Annotated in this window: 12 protein-coding genes; 10 read left to right on the top strand and 2 right to left on the bottom strand. The window is 68.3% G+C overall.

What is annotated here, in order from left to right; genetic code table 11:
- The first annotated feature begins 150 nt into the window (after positions 1-150).
- Genes SSA01S_RS15435 through trxA form a run of 7 tightly spaced genes read left to right on the top strand, consistent with a single transcriptional unit; the run spans position 151 to position 11,522 of the window.
- Positions 151-2,523: a sensor histidine kinase gene (locus tag SSA01S_RS15435; RefSeq protein WP_061781088.1), complete on the top strand. Its 2,373-nt coding sequence runs from the start codon at positions 151-153 to the stop codon at positions 2,521-2,523.
- Positions 2,520-2,966 carry a tRNA (adenosine(37)-N6)-threonylcarbamoyltransferase complex ATPase subunit type 1 TsaE gene (gene tsaE, locus SSA01S_RS15430; RefSeq protein WP_061781087.1) on the top strand — a complete coding sequence of 149 codons (447 nt, stop codon included), beginning with the start codon at positions 2,520-2,522 and terminating at the stop codon, positions 2,964-2,966. The genes SSA01S_RS15435 and tsaE overlap by 4 nt, the downstream gene beginning before the upstream one ends.
- Positions 2,963-3,946, top strand: coding sequence for an aminoglycoside phosphotransferase family protein (locus SSA01S_RS15425; RefSeq protein WP_082795135.1), 984 nt, complete (start codon positions 2,963-2,965; stop codon positions 3,944-3,946). Before tsaE ends, SSA01S_RS15425 begins: the two co-directional genes overlap by 4 nt.
- Positions 3,943-4,698: a nucleotidyltransferase family protein gene (locus SSA01S_RS15420; protein WP_061781085.1), complete on the top strand. Its 756-nt coding sequence runs from the start codon at positions 3,943-3,945 to the stop codon at positions 4,696-4,698. Before SSA01S_RS15425 ends, SSA01S_RS15420 begins: the two co-directional genes overlap by 4 nt.
- The gene (gene addB / locus SSA01S_RS15415) at positions 4,691-7,645 is read left to right on the top strand and encodes a double-strand break repair protein AddB (RefSeq protein WP_061781084.1); all 2,955 of its coding nucleotides are present in this window, start codon (positions 4,691-4,693) and stop codon (positions 7,643-7,645) included. Before SSA01S_RS15420 ends, addB begins: the two co-directional genes overlap by 8 nt.
- Before the next feature lie 48 nt (positions 7,646-7,693).
- Positions 7,694-11,149 carry a double-strand break repair helicase AddA gene (gene addA / locus SSA01S_RS15410; RefSeq protein ID WP_061781083.1) on the top strand — a complete coding sequence of 1,152 codons (3,456 nt, stop codon included), beginning with the start codon at positions 7,694-7,696 and terminating at the stop codon, positions 11,147-11,149.
- A gap of 52 nt (positions 11,150-11,201) precedes the next feature.
- Entirely contained in the window at positions 11,202-11,522 is a 321-nt protein-coding gene (trxA, locus tag SSA01S_RS15405; protein ID WP_007404159.1) for a thioredoxin, read from the top strand.
- A gap of 224 nt (positions 11,523-11,746) precedes the next feature.
- Here the strand turns inward: trxA and SSA01S_RS15400 are convergent, their stop codons facing one another.
- The gene (locus tag SSA01S_RS15400; protein ID WP_061781082.1) at positions 11,747-12,358 is read right to left on the bottom strand and encodes a glutathione S-transferase family protein; all 612 of its coding nucleotides are present in this window, start codon (positions 12,356-12,358) and stop codon (positions 11,747-11,749) included.
- A gap of 4 nt (positions 12,359-12,362) precedes the next feature.
- Positions 12,363-13,589, bottom strand: a complete 1,227-nt coding sequence (gene argJ / locus SSA01S_RS15395) for a bifunctional glutamate N-acetyltransferase/amino-acid acetyltransferase ArgJ (RefSeq protein ID WP_061781081.1) — start codon at positions 13,587-13,589, stop codon at positions 12,363-12,365.
- A gap of 80 nt (positions 13,590-13,669) precedes the next feature.
- Between argJ and SSA01S_RS15390 the strand changes: the two genes are divergently transcribed.
- The 3 genes from SSA01S_RS15390 (at position 13,670) to secA (ending at position 17,702) form a co-directional block, all read left to right on the top strand.
- On the top strand, positions 13,670-14,518 hold the full coding sequence (locus SSA01S_RS15390; protein WP_061781080.1) for an energy transducer TonB: 849 nt from the start codon (positions 13,670-13,672) through the stop codon (positions 14,516-14,518).
- Positions 14,519-14,588: 70 nt separating this feature from the next.
- The gene (locus SSA01S_RS15385; protein WP_061781079.1) at positions 14,589-14,849 is read left to right on the top strand and encodes a hypothetical protein; all 261 of its coding nucleotides are present in this window, start codon (positions 14,589-14,591) and stop codon (positions 14,847-14,849) included.
- Between the two features lie 108 nt (positions 14,850-14,957).
- Positions 14,958-17,702, top strand: coding sequence for a preprotein translocase subunit SecA (secA, locus tag SSA01S_RS15380; RefSeq protein ID WP_061781078.1), 2,745 nt, complete (start codon positions 14,958-14,960; stop codon positions 17,700-17,702).
- Positions 17,703-17,853: the final 151 nt, after the last annotated feature.

The following is a 17,853-nucleotide window of genomic DNA, read 5'->3' as shown; positions in this document are numbered from 1 at the left end:
CTCGGTCGGAGGAAAATCGGGGGCTGTCCGAAAGGGCGGCCCCCTTTTTCATGGGCGGAAGCCGGAAAGGCCACGTCTTGCATATGGCGTATCGCCCGCCGATCGCGCTAGAGATGGGCCGATGCAGCGTCCTCGCCCAGACCCTCACGGATGATCACGATCGGTAACGTCGAGGCGGTTCTGCTGGGCGCGGGGGCGTGCGGGATCATCATCCTGGGCATGGTCCTGCTGTTCCTCGGCATCCGCGCACGGTCGGAGGCGTCGACCGTCCGGCTGGAGCGCGACCGGCTCGATGCACTGATGCGCGCGGGGCCCGCCCAGCCGATGGTGATCCGTACCGATGGTCGGGTGGAGATGCCGCCGCGCCTCGCCGACTGGCTGGGCCTGATCGATGCGGCGCGGTTCCTGGAGGAGCTGTCGAGCGACGATGCCGGGCTGACGGCGGAGGACCGGGCGCTGCTCGCCGCCGATCTGAACGCGGCGCAGAAGACGGGGCGGCGCTTCCGCCGGGTCGTCCGCCCGCAGGGATCGACCCGCACCTTGCTGTTCGAGGGCGCGCGCGCACCAGCCGATCAAGGCGCGGCGGGCGAGGTCGTCATCTGGGCGTTCGACATGACCGAGGCGCAGGACGAAATCGCGCGTCTGGATGCCGAGGCTCGGCGGCTGGGCGATGCGTTCCAGGCGTTGACCGGGTTGATCGAGGCCGCCCCGCTGCCCATGTGGTATCGCGGGACCGATCTGCGGCTCGCCATGGTCAACAGCGCCTATGTCGAGGCCGTTGAGGGGCGCGACGCCGCCGATGTCGTCGGACGCGGGCTGGAGCTGGTCGAGGGGTCGGGACGCGGTGGGCCACTGGCCGGGGCCGCGGCGGCGCGCGACCATGGGCGGCCCCACGAACAGGTGCTGCCCGCGACCATCGATGGCGCGCGCCGGGCCCTGCGCATCTTCGATGTGCCGCTGCCGACCGGGGGTATTGCGGGGTTCGCGGTCGATATCGAGGATCTGGAACAGTCGCGCGCCGGGGCCAAGCGTTTCGCCGAGGCGCAGCGCGCGATGCTCGACCGGCTGTCGGCGGCGGTGGCGCATTTCGGGCCGGATCGCGGCCTCGTCTTCTGCAACCAGCCCTTCCGCCGCATGTTCGCGATGCGTACCGAATGGCTGGCCGATCACCCGGAGTTCGACCGTATCCTCGAGCGGATGCGCGAAGCCAATCGCAGCCCCGAGGTCCGCGATTTCCCCGGCTGGAAGGCGGAGCGGATTGAGTGGTTTCGCCAGGCGGGCACGGGCATCGAGGAGCAATGGCACCTGCCCGGCGGCACGCACTTGCGCGTCGTGGCGCAGCCGCTGCCCGATGGCGGCCTGCTCGTGATTTTCGAGGATCGGACCGAGGAGGTGCAGCTGGCTTCCGCGCGCGACACGCTGCTCCGGGTGCGCACCGCCACCTTCGACAATTTGTTCGAGGCGCTCGGCGTGTTCGCCGCCGATGGCCGGTTGCAGTTGTGGAACAACCGTTTCCGCGCGCTGTGGGGGCTGGAGGAGGATTTCCTGACCAGCCATCCGCGTGTCGACACCTTTGCCGAGCGCATTGCCGAGCGGCTGGCGACGCCGGGTCGCTCTGGCCTGATCGTCGATCTGGTCCGTTCCGCCACGCTCGAACGGCAGCAGCGCGGCGGCCGTGTCGCCTTTGCCGACGGGCGGCATTTCGAGTTTGCGGGCGTACCGCTGCCCGACGGCAATGCGCTGTTCACCCTGCTCGACATCACCGACAGCAGGCGCGCCGAGCAGGCCCTGCGCGACCGTGCGGACGCACTGGAGGCGGCGGACAAGGTGAAGACCGCGTTTGTCGCCAATATGAGCTATGAACTGCGCACGCCGCTGACCTCGATCAGCGGCTTTGCCGAGATGCTGCATGGCGGTTTCGCCGGGCCCTTGCCCGACACCGCGACGAGCTATGTCGAGGCGATTTTGGAATCGACCGAGCGGCTGGGCCTGCTGGTCGACGACGTGCTCGACCTGACCCGGACCCAGGCGGATGCGGAGATCACGCGCGAGGATGTCGAGCTGGCCCGCGTCGCGCGCGCGGCGGCGGACACCATCCGGCCGATCGCGGGGCGGCGCAAGCTGGACTTCGCCGTCGAGATCCAGCGCTCGCTGGGGCGCATCACCGGCGATCGTCGGCGGTTGCAGGAGACTATCGAACATCTGCTCCGCCACGCGGTCGAACAGACGCCCGAAGGGGGGCGCATCCTACTTCATGCCGACGGCGATTCGGCGCGCGCGCGGATCGTGGTATCCGATGACGGACAGGGCATGGACGCCGCCTCGGTCGCGCGCGCCTTCGATCGCTTTGCCGAGCCGGGGATCAAGGCGACCGGCGAACGGGCGCTGGGCCTGGGCCTGCCGCTCGCCAAGCAGTTTGTCGAGGCGCATGGCGGCACCATCACCCTGTTGTCTGAACCGGGCGAGGGCACGCTGGTCACGGTCGAACTGCCCCGGCGCGTGAGCGAAAAGGAAAAGCCATGACGATTCGGCTGGCCGATGCCGCCGCCACCGAGGATTTCGGCCGCCGCCTGGCCGCGCATCTGCGGCCGGGCGATGTCGTGACGCTGACGGGAACGCTGGGCGCGGGGAAGACCAGTCTGGCGCGCGGGCTGCTCGCCGCGCTCGGCCTGTCCGGGGAGGCCCCGAGCCCCAGCTTTGCGATCGTGCAGCCCTATGCCCCGCCCGAGACGGCGTTTCCGGTCCTCCATGTCGACCTCTACCGGCTCGACGGGCCGGAGCAGATGGAGGAGCTGGGGCTGGACGAGGCCTTGTGGGACTCCGCGCTAATCGTCGAATGGCCCGACCGGGCGGGCGAGGGAGTGTGGCCGCAGGCGCTGGCGCTGACCCTGGCGATGGACCCGGACGGCGGACGCATCTTGACAGCGCAAGTGCCCTCGGGCTGGGAAAACCGATGGCCGATATGACCCCGCCGGCGGATGCCGCCGCCTTTCTGACGACGATGGGATGGGAGGGGGCGGTGATCGCTCCGCTCGCCGGAGATGCCTCGTTCCGCCGCTATTTCCGGGTGACGCTGGAGGGCCGCCGGGCCGTCCTGATGGATGCCCCGCCGCCGCATGAGGACCCACGTCCGTTCATCGCGATTGCCCGCTGGCTGGTCGGCAAGGGATTTGCTGCGCCGACGATCCTGGGTGCCGACGAAGCGCGCGGCCTCGTCCTGATCGAGGATTTCGGCGACGACCGGATGCGCGAAGCGATCGAGGGCGATCCCGACGCGACGGTGAAGCTCTACAGCGACGCGGTCGACCTGCTCGCCGCGCTGCGAAACCACACCCCTGAGGGGCTGGCGCCGTACGACACCGCCGTCCTCCACCGTGAGGCGGCGCTCTTGCCCGAATGGTACACGCCCGCGGTCGGCCTCGACGTCGATGTCGAGGGCTATCGTGCCGCCTGGGATCAGGTGTTCGCCCACGCGCTGGCCGACAAGCCCGTCACGGTGCTGCGCGACTATCATGTCGAGAACCTGATGCTGGTCGGGCCCGGGCGGACGCTGGGCCTGCTCGACTTTCAGGACGCGCTGGCGGGGCATCCGGCCTATGACCTCGTTTCCCTGCTCCAGGATGCGCGGCGCGATGTCGAGCCGTCGATCGAAGAGGCGATGCTCAAGCGCTATCTGGCCACGACCGGCGAGGGCGATGCGTTCTTGAACGCCTATCATGTCCTGGGCGCGCAGCGGAACGCCAAGATCATCGGCATCTTCACTCGCCTGTGGAAGCGTGACGGCAAGCCGCGTTATGCCGCGCTGTGCCCGCGTGTCTGGGCCTATCTGGAACGCGACCTGACGCATCCGGTGCTCGCCCCGGTCGCCGCCTGGTTCGACGATAATGTCCCGCCCGAGCTGCGCGGTGATCCGCAACGTTTGTCCGCCCGGGGAGAGGCCGAATGACCCGCCAGCTCTCGATCCGCCCGACCCCTGCGGGCCAGGTGCCGCGCACCGCGATGGTCATGGCGGCGGGGCTGGGCAAGCGGATGCGCCCGCTGACCGCCACGCGGCCCAAGCCGCTGGTCTCGGTGGCGGGCAAGCCGTTGATCGATCATGTCTTCGATCGGCTGGTCGCCGCCGGGGTCGAGCGGGCGGTGGTCAATGTCCATTATCTTGCCGATCAGCTTGAAGCGCATCTGAAGGACCGTTTTCCGGGGATCGAGGTCATCATCTCCGACGAGCGCGAGCAATTGCTCGAAACTGGCGGCGGGCTGGTCAAGGCCAAGCCTTTGCTGGGCGATGAGCCGATCCTGGTCGTTAACAGCGACAATCTTTGGATCGACGGGCCGGTCGATGCGATCCGCCTGCTCGCCTCGCGATGGGACGACGCGACGATGGACGCGCTGTTGCTGATGGTGCCGCTGGCGCGGGCGCATAACCATGATGGGCAGGGCGATTTCTATCTGGGTGCCGATGGCCGGATCACCGCTCGCCGAGCGCGTAATCGGGTCGCGCCCTTTTCTTATACCGGGCTTCAGATCCTGCACCCGCGCCTGATTGCGGACGCGCCCGAGGGGCCGTTCTCGACCAACCTGTTCTGGAACCGCGCGATCGAGGCGGGCCGGGCCTATGGCCAAGTCCATCAGGGGCTGTGGTTCGATGTCGGCACCCCGCGCGCCATTCCGCAGACGGAGCTGATCCTCTCGGATGGCTGAACCCCGCCGCCCGAGGCTCCATACCATCCCGGCGCATCGCGGGTTCGCCGATGCGCTGGTCGCCGGATTGATGCGGCGCACTGGGGGCGATCCGTTGACGCTGGCGCAGGGCATGATCCTGTTGCCGACCAATCGCGGTGTCCGCGCGGTGACCGAGGCGTTCGTGCGCGCGAGCGGCGGCGGCCTGATCCTGCCGCGCATGGTGGCGCTGGGCGATCCCGAACTGGGTGAGGCGGCCGGGTCCGCGCTCGATCCCGCCGATGCCGAGGCCCCGCCGCCGCCCGCCATCGCGCCCTCCGCGCGACGCATGATCCTGGCGCGACTGGTCGAGCAGGAGCGGCAGCGGTCAGGCCAGCCGGTAACGGCGGCGGAGGCCGTCAGGCTGGCGGGCGATCTGGCGCGCACGCTCGATCAGATGCTGGTCGAAGAGGTCGATCCGGCGGAACTGGCCCAGCTCGACCTGGGCCCTGAGCTGACCGAGCATTGGCAGTCGGCATTGGCGACCTTTTCGGTGGTACTCGATCGCTGGCCCGCCGTGTTGGCGAAGATGGGGCGGATCGATGCGGCGCGGCGGCGAACCCTGTTGCTCGACCGGGTTGCCGCGCGGTGGCGGGAGGCGCAGCCCGCCGGGTTCGTCTGCGCGGCGGGTGTCACCGATACTGCGCCGGCGGTCGCGCGGCTGCTGCGCTGCGTGTCGGAGATGCCGGGCGGATCGGTGGTGTTCGCCGGGCTGGACCTGACCATGCCCGACGAGGAGTGGGATTCGCTGGGCCCGCACAAGCCCGATCCCCAGACAGGCCGCACCCGCCGGTCGGTCGAGACCCACCCGCAATATGCACTGAAGCTGCTGCTCGACCGGATGAGCGTCGCGCGGGGCGAGGTGACGGTGTGGCGCGGTGGTGGTGATTATGATGCGGGCTCCGCGCGCGGGCGGGCCATCGCCAATGCCATGGCCCCGGCCGACTTTACCGGCAAATGGACCGACCTGCCTGCCGAAGACCGGCGGCTGTCGGGCGTCTCCACCATCGAACTCGCCACCCCGGCGGAAGAGGCGCAGGCCATCGCACTGGCGTTGCGCGAGGCGGTCGAGGAGCCGGGGCGCACCGCCGCTCTGGTCACGCCCGACCGAGCGCTGGCGCGGCGGGTGGCGGCGCATTGTCGGCGCTGGAACATCCTGATCGACGATACGGCGGGGCGGCCCTTGTCGATCCTGTTGCCGGGCACCTTCCTGCTGCAACTGGCCGAAGCGGCGGCGCAGCATTTCGCGCCATTGCCGCTGCTCGCCTTGCTCAAGCACCCGCTGATCCGGGGCGAGATGGAGCGGGTGGAATGGCTCGACGGCGTCCGTGCGCTCGACCGGGCGCTGCGCGGGCCGCGCCCCGCGCCGGGGCTGGACGGTATCGCCGCGCATGTCGCTGACAAGCCGACCGCCTCCGCTTTCTGGGCCAAGGCCGCGCCGATGCTGGAGGCGGTGGGCCGCACCTTTGGCGACGGGCCGCAGTCGTTGCGCGGGCTGCTCGCCTGTCTGCGCGAGTGTGGGCAGACGCTGTGCGGCGATGCGTTGTGGACCGGTCCCGCCGGTCGCGCGGCGGCCGAGTTCCTGGCGGGTTATGAGGAACAGGCCGATCATGGCCCCGCCCGGGTCGATCCGGCCGAGCTGCCGGGTCTGCTGCGCAGCCTGTTCGACGAAATTGCGATCCGCGCCATCCCGCGTGAAGGCCAGCATCCGCGTCTCGCCATCTACGGCCCGATCGAGGCGCGTCTGCAGACCGCCGACCTGATGATCGCAAGCGGCCTGAACGAAGGCGTCTGGCCAGGCCGTCCCGCGCCCGATCCGTGGCTGGCGCCGCGTATCCGCTCGCTCCTGGGGCTGGTCGGGCTGGAGCAGCGGATCGGCATCGCCGCGCACGATCTCGCGCAGGCAATGGGCGCACCCCGCGCGATCCTGACCCGCGCGCTCCGCGATGCGAGCGGGCCGACCCTGGCCTCGCGTTTCTGGCTGCGGCTTCAGGCGATGGCGGGCGATCGGTTCGAGGCGCATCCGAGCCTGGCCGCCTGGGCGGTCGAGCTCGACCGGCCGAACGAGTACGCTCCGGTCGATCGACCCGCGCCCAAGCCGCCCGCTGCGCTTCGCCCGACGGTGATTTCGGTGACCGAGGTCGACCGCCTCAAGGCCGACCCCTACGCCTTTTACGCCCGCCGGGTGTTGCGCCTGTCGCCGCTCGACCCGGTCGATGCCGATCCCAGTGCGGCGTGGCGCGGCACCGCCGTCCACGACATCCTGGAGATGTGGTGGAAGGAGGATCGCTGCAACGTCGAGGCGCTACGCCCGCGCGCGCTGGCGATGCTGCGCGACCAGAACACCCATCCGATGATGCGCGCGCTGTGGCAGCCCCGGCTGATCGAGGCGATCGACTGGATCGCGGCCGAGGTCGCCGCCAAGGCTGGCGAGGGCCGTCATGTCCTGAGCGCCGAGGGCAAGGGCGAGGCCAAGCTGGCGGGCGTGACGCTGACCGGTCGGTTCGACCGGATCGACAAGGATGCGGACGGATCGCTGGTGGTGATCGATTATAAGACCGGCAAGCCACCCTCTACCACGGCGGTGCGCGAGGGGTTCAGCCTGCAGCTGGGCCTGCTCGGCCTGATCGCCGAGCGGGGCGGGTTCGAGGGCGTGGCGGGCAAGGCGGGCGGCTTTGAATATTGGTCGCTGGGCCGCGGGCGCGAGGGGCTGGGCTATATCGCCACGCCGGTCGACCCGGATGGCAAGCGCGAGCGGATACGGACGGATGAATTCGTCTCCATCGCTGCGGCGAACTTTGCCGAGGCGGCGGGCCAGTGGCTGACGGGCGACGCGCCGTTCACCGCGAAACTGGTGCCCGAATATGCGCCCTATGCGGAATATGACCAGCTGATGCGGCGGGATGAATGGTATGGCCGTGATCGGTGATCGTGCAGCGGTAGCGGCTGGGGACGTCCGCCTGGGGAGGTCTGGCCAATGAGCGCGCGTCCCATGGCGAACCTGCCCCCGCTGAAGGGCGCGCAGGCCGCCGCCAGCGATCCCAAAGCCCATGTCTGGCTGTCCGCCTCGGCGGGCACAGGCAAGACGCAGGTGCTCGCCGCCCGCGTGTTCCGCCTGCTCTTGGCGGGCGTCGCGCCCGAAGCGATCTTGTGCCTGACCTTCACCAAGGCGGGCGCTGCCGAGATGGCGCAGCGGATCAACGGCCGCCTCGCCGCGTGGGTGCGGATGCCCGAGACCGAGCTGTTCGCCGACCTCCGCGCGCTGGGTGAGACAGCAACCCCGGATTTGCGCGAGCGGGCGCGGACGCTGTTTGCCCGTGTGCTCGACGCGCCGGGCGGCGGGCTTCGCATTCAGACCATCCATGGCTTCTGCCAGGGGCTGCTTGCGGCCTTCCCGGTCGAGGCCGGGCTGGCCCCGGGCTTCCGCCCGCTGGAGGCGCGCGAAGAGGCGGTGCTGGCGCGCGAGGCGCTGGCCCGGATGCTGGAGACCGCCGAGCGGGAAGGGCGCGTCGGTCCCATCGAAACGGTCGGCGCGCTGTCGCTGCGGCTGGGCGAGGGCGGGGCGGAAGGCTTCCTCGCCGCCTGCGCCCGTGCGCCCGGTGCGCTGGAGGCATTGCCGACGGGCATCCAGCCCTGGCTCCGCCGTGCGCTCGACCTGCCCTCGGGCGATATCGACGAAGCGATCGCCGAGGGTGTCGAGGAAATCGACGAGGACGCCGTGGTCCGGCTGGCGGGGGCGAACCGCGCCTGGGGCACCGCGACCGGCGACAAGGCGGCGGCGGTGCTGGAGCGCTGGATCGGCAGCGACCGGGCAGGGCGGGTGGCGCTGCTCGAAGAGCTGATGGGCACGGTCTTCACCGCCAAGGGCGAGCCGCGCAAGGCGTCCAAGAAGCTGACCGACGCAGATCCCGACTATGAGGACATGGCGCGCGAGCTGGGAGAGGCGTGCCGCCATCTGCTGGGCCTGGCGGCGCGGGCGCGTCATGCCGATCTGCTTGCCGATGCGCTGACGGTGGGGCGTGACTATGCGCGCGCCTATGCCTTGTCCAAGCGCGCGATCGGGGCGGTCGATTTCGACGACCTGATCCGCACCACCGTCGAACTGCTGGAGCGGCCCGGCATCGGCGAATGGGTCCGCTACAAGCTCGACCAGGTGACCGAGCATGTCCTGATCGACGAGGCGCAGGATACCAACGCGCATCAATGGCGGATCGTCCGCGCGCTGGCCGACGAGTTCTTTGTCGGGCGCGGGCTCTATGCGCCCTCGACACGGACCCTGTTTACCGTGGGCGACCACAAACAGGCGATCTTCGGCTTTCAGGGCACCGACCCGATCAACTTCCAGGCGGCCGAGCTGCATTTTGCGCGGCGCGCGGGCGAGGTGGCGGGCGATGACGAATGGCCGCCCGAGGAACGCGGCCTGCCGTTCAACCAGCTGTCGCTGACCCACAGCTTCCGCTCGACCACGCCGATCCTCGAGTTTGTCGACGCCGCCATTGAGGCGCTGGGCGAGCCCGGCATGGGCATGGGCCACGAGGTCGAACGCCATGCCAGCGAGGTGAAAGGTCCCGGCCGCGTCACGCTCTGGCCGCCGGTGGTGGCAGGCGGCAGCGAAGAGGACGAGGAAGGCTGGATCGACGATGCGGTGCGCAAGGTCGCGACCGATATCGCGCGCGCCGTTCGTCGCTGGCTGGACGACGGCGTCATGCTCGAAAGCAAGGGCCGTCGTCTGGAGCCGCAGGACATTATGATCCTGGTCAAGCGGCGTGGCGACCTCGCCTCGCTGATCGTCGCGCGGCTCTATGCCGAGGGGGTGCCGGTGGCGGGTGTCGACCGGCTGCGGCTCAACGCACCGCTGGCGGTGCAGGATCTGCTGGCGACGGTGCGGTTCGCGCTTCAGCCCGAGGATGACCTGTCGCTGGCGTCGCTGCTGGTGTCGCCGCTGATCGGCTGGTCGCAGGATCGGCTGATGACGGCGGGGCACCGGGAGCGGGGCTCGCTCTGGGCGCATCTCACCCGGACCCTGCCGCCTGAGGATTTGGCTCCGCTGCGCCAGATGCTGGCGCGCGCGGACGTGTCGACGCCCTACCAGTTTCTGGAAGAATTGCTGTCGGGGCCGCTAGACGGGCGGCGCAAGCTGATCCGGCGGCTGGGGACCGAGGCGCGCGATCCGATCGAGGAACTGCTCAACGCCGCGCTGACCTTCGAGAACACGACGACGCCCTCGCTCCAGCGTTTCCTCGACTGGTTCGATCGCGGCGATGTCGAGATCGTGCGCGATCCGTCTGCGCCGCTGGACGCGGTGCGCGTGATGACCGCGCATGGCTCGAAGGGATTGCAGGCGCCGCTGGTTATCCTGGCCGACGCCACCGCCGATCCAACCGCGAGCCCGCGTTCGATCCTGCGCTGGACACCCGAGCCGGGGGCCTTGCCGATCCCGGTCTTCCCGCCGCGCGCCGAGGAACGGGGTGGGCCGCTGGATGCGGTCGCCGCCGAGATCGCCGCGCGCGAACTGGCCGAGCATTGGCGGCTGTTCTACGTCGCGGCGACGCGTGCCGAGGAGCAGCTGGTGATCACTGGCGCGCTCGGCAAGCGGGCGGCGGGCGTGCCGCCGATGCACAGCTGGTACGCGACCTGCGCACGCGCGATGACCGCTTTGGGCGTGCCGGAGGTCGAGCCGGGCGATGGACAGTCGCGGCTCTTCATCGGCGCCGCGCCGCAGGAACCGGTGGCACCTCGCCCGAGTAGCGTCGTCTCGACCAAGCGTGAAGAGATCGCGCTGCCCGAATGGGTCCACGCGCCCGCGCCGCAGGAGTCGCGCCCGCCACGTCCGCTCGCGCCATCGTCGTTGGGTGAGGATATGGTCGCCGATCCGCCCCCGACGCCCGCGATGCGCGCGGCGGCGGAGCGCGGGCGGTTGATCCACTGCCTGCTCGAACGCCTGCCCCCGGTCGCAGCCGACCAGCGGCGCGGGGCGGCCGAGCGCTGGCTGATCCAGGCCGCGGGGGTCGAGGATGCCGCCCTGCGCGCGGATGTGACGGGGGCGGTCTTCGCGATCCTCGACGACCCGGCCTTTGCGCCGCTGTTCGGGCCGGATTCTCTGGCGGAGGCACCGATCGCAGCGACGCTCGCCAACGGCCTGGTCGTATCGGGCCGGGTCGACCGGCTGCTGATCGGGGCGGAGGAGATACGGCTGATCGACTATAAGACCGGACGACGCGCGCCCGGCGGGGTCGATGACGTGCCGATATTCCATCTGGCGCAGATGGCGGGCTATGCCGCCGCGCTGGAGGTCATCTTTCCGGGCCGGGCCGTGTCAGTCTCGCTGCTCTACACGGCGGGGCCGCGCCTGATCACCGTGCCCGACGCGGTACTGGCCGCTCACAAGCCGCGCTATCGCGACGGGGAGCAAAGCTTGGCCCTGGGTGGTTGAGCCCTCGAACCCGGCGTCTTACATGGATCGCAATTCAAGGAGTGTAATAGACATGGCAACCAAGCAGATCACCGACGCCAGCTTCGAGGCGGACGTCCTGAACTCCGACAAGCCGGTGCTGGTCGATTTCTGGGCCGAGTGGTGTGGACCGTGCAAGATGATCGGCCCGTCGCTGGAAGAGCTGTCCGAAGAACTGGGCGAGCAGGTGACGATCGCCAAGCTGAACATCGACGACAATCCCGATGCACCGGGCCGTTACGGCGTGCGCGGCATTCCGACGATGATCCTGTTCAAAGGCGGCGCGGCTGCCGCGACCAAGGTCGGCGCCGAGCCCAAGGGCCGGATCAAGGCCTGGCTCGAAGGCGCGCTGTAAGGTGTAGACGGTCTCGGTGAGACACCTTTCCCTCCCCTCGATCCCCTCCCGCCTGCGGGAGGGGAGGAAGAAGGGGCGGTGATTGAGCCGACCCTACGCCGCTTGGCACGCCCCTCCCGTAGACGGGAGGGGATGGGGGAGGGCAGGAGGTCTCACCGAGACTTCCTGTCGCAGTTTTACCTCCCCAAACCCCTCCCGCCTGCGGGAGGGGCTTTTTGTTTGGCTCAACTCAGCGGAATCATCACCACGTCGCGGAACGGCGCACGTTCCCGCAACGCCGCATACCAGCGTTCCAGATTGGGCCGCGAAGGCCGCTCGACCGGTAGCTGGAACCACGTATTCGCATAGGCCGCGACCGGAATATCCCCAATCCCGAACGCATCCCCGGACAGCCAATCCTGCCGCCCCAGTACATCGTCGAGGATTGCCGACAGCGAAGCCGCCCGTGCCACGCTCCGTTCGAGAAGGGCGGCGTCGCGCGCTTCTGGCGCCGTCCGAACCAGTTGAAAGAAGATCGGCCGGATCGCATCCGCCCAAGTGAAGTTCCAGTCCATCCACCGGTCGGCCAAGGCCCGAACGCGGGCGTCGACAGGATAGAAAGCCTCGCCACCCCGCGTCCCCGCCAGATAGCGCAGGATGGCGTTCGACTCCCACAGAACGAAGCCGTCATCCTCGATCGTCGGGATCAGCGCATTGGGATTGAGCGCCCGGTACGCCTCATCCATCCCAAATGCGCCGCCGACATCGCGCCGGTCATAGGCCAGCCCCATTTCCTCGGCCAGCCAGACGACCTTCTTGACGTTGTGCGAGTTGAGGCGGCCCCAGATGGTCAGCATCGCGTCAGCTCCGATAATCGGCGTTGATCGAGATATAGCCGTGCGTCAGGTCGCAGGTCCAAACCGTCGCGACGCCTTCGCCGAGGCCCAGGTCGACGCCGACCGCAATCTCCTGTCCCTTCAGATGCGCGGCGACGGGGGCCTCGTCATAGCCTTCGACCGCGAGGCCGTCCTTCGCCACCAGCGTCTCGCCGAAGCGGATCGACAGCTTGTCGCGCTCGGCCGGTTCGCCCGCCTTGCCGACGGCCATGACGACACGGCCCCAATTGGCGTCCTCGCCCGCGATGGCGGTCTTCACTAGCGGCGAGTTGGCGATCGACAGGGCGATGCGGTGCGCCGAGCGGTCGCTCTCCGCGCCCTCGACCCGGATCTCGATCAGCTTGGTCGCGCCCTCGCCATCGCGCACGACCAGCAGCGCGAGTTGATGGCACAGATCGGCCAGCGCCGCGCGGAAGGCGTCCGCGCCGTCGCTCTCGTCATCGACCAGCGGCGCATTGCCCGCCCGGCCGGTTGCGAAGGCGAGCACCGTGTCGCTGGTCGAGGTATCGCCATCGACCGTGATGCACGAAAAGCTGCGGCCATTGGCGGCGCTCAGCGCGCGTTGCAGGAACTCGGGCGAGACGGCCGCGTCGGTGAAGATGAAGCCCAGCATCGTCGCCATGTCTGGCGCAATCATGCCCGAGCCCTTGATGATACCCGCCAGCGTCACCGTGCGGCCATCGACGACAGCGGTGGTCGTCGCGCCCTTGGCAAAGGTGTCGGTGGTCATAATCGTCGCGGCGGCGTCCTCCCAGCCGCAAGGCTCCGCAGTGAAGGCGGCGTCCAGCCCGGCTTCGGCCTTGTCGATGGGTAGGGGCACTCCGATCACCCCGGTCGAGGCGACGAAGATATCCGAAGGCTGACACCCGACCGAGGCGGCGGCGCGGGCGGCGATGGCTTCCACGGCGGCGCGGCCCCGATGGCCGGTAAAGGCGTTGGAGTTGCCCGCATTCACGACAAGCGCGCGCGCCTGGCCCAGGACCAGCGCCTGGCGGCACCATTCCACCTCCGGGCTGGGGCATTTGCTCGTGGTCAGCACGCCCGCCACGCTGGTCCCCTCGGGCAGCGTCACGAAGGTGAGGTCGGTCCGATCCCACTTCTTATACTGCGCGCGGGCGACGCGCAGCGTCACGCCGTCGATCGCGGGCAGGGCGGGGAAGGGCTGGGCGAAGGGCGAGGTGGCGGTGCTCATGGCCCTGTGCTTTGCCGCTTGCGCGCGCGGGCTGCAACGGGTGTGATAGGCCGTCGAGCGATTTTGGCGGGGGAATCGAGATGGCGCTATTGGTGCTGGGGTTGATGCTGCTGGTGCAGGACGCGCGCGTGCAAGCGGACGATGCGCCCGGGCCCGAACTGGTCGGCGACGTGGGCGTCGTCTTCGGTCCGAACAATTATCCGCCGGCCGCGATCCGTGCGCGCGAGCAGGGGCGTGTCGTCGCCGACCTGACGGTCGATCGGCAGGGGCAGGTCACCGATTGCCGCATCGTGGAGTCGGCTGCGGCGTCTCTGGCCGAACAGACATGCCGTCTTGCCGTATCGAACACCGGCTTGTTCCGGGCGGCGAGGGACCGCCGGGGCGCGACCGTGGCGAGCCATTATCAGCTGCGTATCCGCTGGCAGTTGCCCGACGGCGATGAAGCGCCCGATATGGCCATGGCACCCGGTCCCCTGATGCCCGCCGCGATGACCGTGACCGTCGAACCTGATGGCCGGGTCGTCACCTGCGATGGCGGCTTTCCCAAGCAGCCGCGCGCCTTGCCACTGGAGCATGCGGTCTGCACCGAATTCGCCCGCCAGACGGTGGCTGCCTTTGTCCGTCGCAATCACAAGCCGCCCGCCCAGCGACTGGAGGGGCGTTTCGTGATGGACTATGCGTCCAGCCCGACCACGCATGACATCCCGGCCTGGCCCCAAGATATCGTCCTGCTGAACGACATGAGTGTCCGCTACACCGTCATGCCCGATCAGAAGCGGGTCAATTGCAAGCCGGACGTGCGGCTTTGGGATGAGGGGATTCCCAAATTCGCGCCGTGCAAGGACGCGGTGGCCGTCCCGGTCGACCCGTCATGGCCCGTTGTCGATGCACTTTTTCGGATGGGCTACCGTGTCATCGGCCGCGACTGAGCACGCCCCATTCGGCGACGTGTCGCAACGGATGGACGCGCCGCGCGTATCTGCCTAAGACAAGTCTCGAATGAACCTGCTTCTGCTCCTCTCTGCCCTATTGTCCGCGCTGACCGGCGTGGGGGCGAGCGCGCGTGGGCAGGAGGCGCGCGGGGTCGTGGCCGAGCGCTGCATTGTCACGGCTGCCAAACAGGCGGCCGTCGCGCGTGCCGCGACCCGACCGGCGCAGGCATGGGCCAGCCTTTTCGCGAGTGCCATGCCGATCTATCGGCTGGATATGGAAGCGCCGCGCCCGGTGGTGGCGATCTTCATGGGCCGTCGGCGCGAATAAGCCCCGGCGTCGGCCGTGGCCGACCCTTTCCTTACCATTGCAGTCGCGCGCGCCTCACGACCCTCGGCGCTGCGCCTATCTCACGATATTTCAGTCAGGAAATCGCTTATGTTCGGCGGCCTCGCCAAGTCCCTGTTCGGTTCGTCCAACGACCGTTACGTCAAGTCGCTCAAGCCCCTGGTCGCCAAGATCGCCGCGTTCGAGCCCGAAATGGAGGCGATGACCGACGAACAGCTCGCCGCGCAGACGGTGAAGTTCCGCGAACAGCTGGATCAGGGTGCGACGCTCGACAGCCTGATCCCCGAGGCCTTTGCCACGGTGCGCGAAGCCGCCAAGCGCGTGCTGGGCCAGCGCCATTACGACGTGCAGATGATCGGCGGCATCGTCCTTCATCGCGGCGAGATCGCCGAGATGCGCACGGGTGAGGGCAAGACGCTGGTCGCCACGCTCGCCACCTATCTGAACGCGCTGCCCGGCAAGGGCGTGCATGTCGTGACCGTCAACGACTATCTCGCCAGCCGCGACGCCGCGACCATGGGCCGCGTCTATGGCTTCCTGGGCATGACGACCGGGACCATCATCCCGAACCTGGACGATGCGCAGCGCAAGGCCGCCTATGCGGCCGATATCACCTACGGCACGAACAACGAGTTCGGCTTCGACTACTTACGCGACAATATGAAGTATGAGCGCTCGTCGATGGTGCAGCGCCCCTTCAACTACGCGATCGTCGACGAGGTCGACTCGATCCTGATCGACGAGGCGCGCACGCCGCTGATCATCTCCGGCCCGACCGACGACAAGTCGGAGCTGTATATCGGCGTCGATGCGATCGTGAAGCAGCTGACCGCCGACGATTACGAAAAGGACGAGAAGCAGAAGTCGATCATCCTGACCGAGGACGGCACCGAGCGCGCCGAGCGCCTGCTGGAAGCGGCCGGGTTGCTCCAGGGCGAAAACCTCTACGACTTCGAGAATACGCAGGTCGTCCATCACCTGAACCAGGCGTTGCGCGCGAACATGATGTTCAAGCGCGACACGGACTACATCGTGAAGGATGGCAAGGTCATCATCATCGACGAGTTCACCGGCCGCATGATGGACGGGCGTCGCTGGTCGGAGGGCCTGCACCAGGCGGTCGAGGCGAAGGAGGGCGTCAATATCGAGCCCGAGAACCAGACCATGGCCTCGATCACCTTCCAGAATTATTTCCGCATGTATCCGAAGATTTCGGGCATGACCGGCACCGCCGCCACGGAGGCGGGCGAATTCTACGACATCTACAAGATCAACGTCGTCACCATCCCGACCAACGTGCCGATCGCGCGCGTCGACGAGGAGGACGAGTTCTACAAGAACACGCAGGACAAGTTCCTGGCGATCGCCAAGAAGATCCGCGACCACGCCGCCAAGGGGCAGCCGGTGCTGGTCGGCACCGTGTCGATCGAAAAGTCCGAGCTGCTCAGCGAATTCCTGACCCAGGAGGGCGTGCCCCATAAGGTGCTGAATGCGCGCTATCACGAGATGGAAGCGCATATCGTGGCGCAGGCCGGTCGCCTGAGCGCGGTGACGATCGCCACCAACATGGCGGGTCGCGGCACCGACATTCAGTTGGGCGGCAACCTGGAGTTCCGCATGCTCGACGAGCATCCCGAGCTGGTCGAGGGCACGCCGGAATATGAGGCGGCGGCGACCCGCATCCGCGCCGAGATCATCGAAGAAAAGCAGAAGGTGCTGGAGGCGGGCGGCCTGTTCGTGCTGGGCACCGAGCGGCACGAGAGCCGCCGCATCGACAACCAGCTGCGCGGCCGTTCGGGGCGTCAGGGCGATCCGGGCCTGTCGCGCTTCTACCTCAGCCTCGACGACGATCTGCTGCGTATCTTCGGCCCGGACACGCTGTTCGCCAAGATGATGCGCAACAATATCGAGGATGGCGAGGCGATCGGCAGCAAGTGGCTGACCAAGGCGATCGAGACCGCGCAGAAGAAGGTCGAGGCGCGCAACTACGACATCCGCAAGCAGGTCGTCGAATATGATGACGTGATGAACGACCAGCGCAAGGTCATCTACGAACAGCGCGCCGACATCATGGATGCCGAGACGGTGGGCGATGTCGTCGCCGACATGCGCGCCGAGACGGTCAATGCGATCGTCGGCGCGGCCTGCCCGCCCAACAGCTATCCCGAGCAATGGGATGTCGCGGGCATGAAGCAGCAGCTGAAGGACCTGCTGAACCTGGAGCCGCCGATCGACGACTGGATGACCGAGGAAGCGATCGACCCCGAGATCGTGCTGGAGCGGGTCAATGCGCTGGCCGACGAAGCGGTCGAGGCCAAGTCCAAGGAGCTGGAGCCGGACACCTGGGCCAGCGTCGAAAAGTCGATCATGCTCCAGAATCTGGACCATCACTGGAAGGAGCATCTGGCCACGCTGGACGCGCTGCGCCAGGTCGTCCACCTACGCGCCTATGCGCAGAAGACACCGATCAACGAGTATAAGCACGAGGCGTTTTCGCTGTTCCAGCGGATGCTCGACAATATCCGCGAGGATGTGACGCGCACCATCGCCTATGCGCAGTTCCAGCTTCAGGCGCCGCCGGAGCTGCCCGAGCTGCCGGACTTCATCACCTCGCACTTCGACCCGTTCACCGGCGAGGACAATAGCAACGACTGGGATGCCGCCGCGCGCGGTCTGCTCCAGCCGCAGATGCCGCCCATGCAGATCCCGCAGCCCGAGGGCATGGACCTGGGCACCGATCCTTCGCAGTGGGAAGGCCGCGTGAACCGCAACGCGCCGTGCCCCTGCGGTTCGGGCCTGAAGTACAAGCATTGCCATGGGGCGGTGACAGCCTGATCTTTTTACGATCGTTAAAGTTAGAGGGCGGTGAGCTTAGGCTCGTCGCCCTTTTTCACTCCTCCCCTGCAAGGGGAGGGGGACCAGCCAAGCTGGTGGAGGGGTGTCAAGGCTGGTGGGGGCAGAGTGACCTCGCAATGGGCGACACCCC

The sequence above is a fragment of the Sphingomonas sanguinis NBRC 13937 genome (assembly GCF_001591005.1).
In the GTDB taxonomy this organism is placed as follows: Bacteria; Pseudomonadota; Alphaproteobacteria; order Sphingomonadales; family Sphingomonadaceae; genus Sphingomonas; species Sphingomonas sanguinis.
This window is presented reverse-complemented; position numbering and strand designations above follow the sequence as displayed.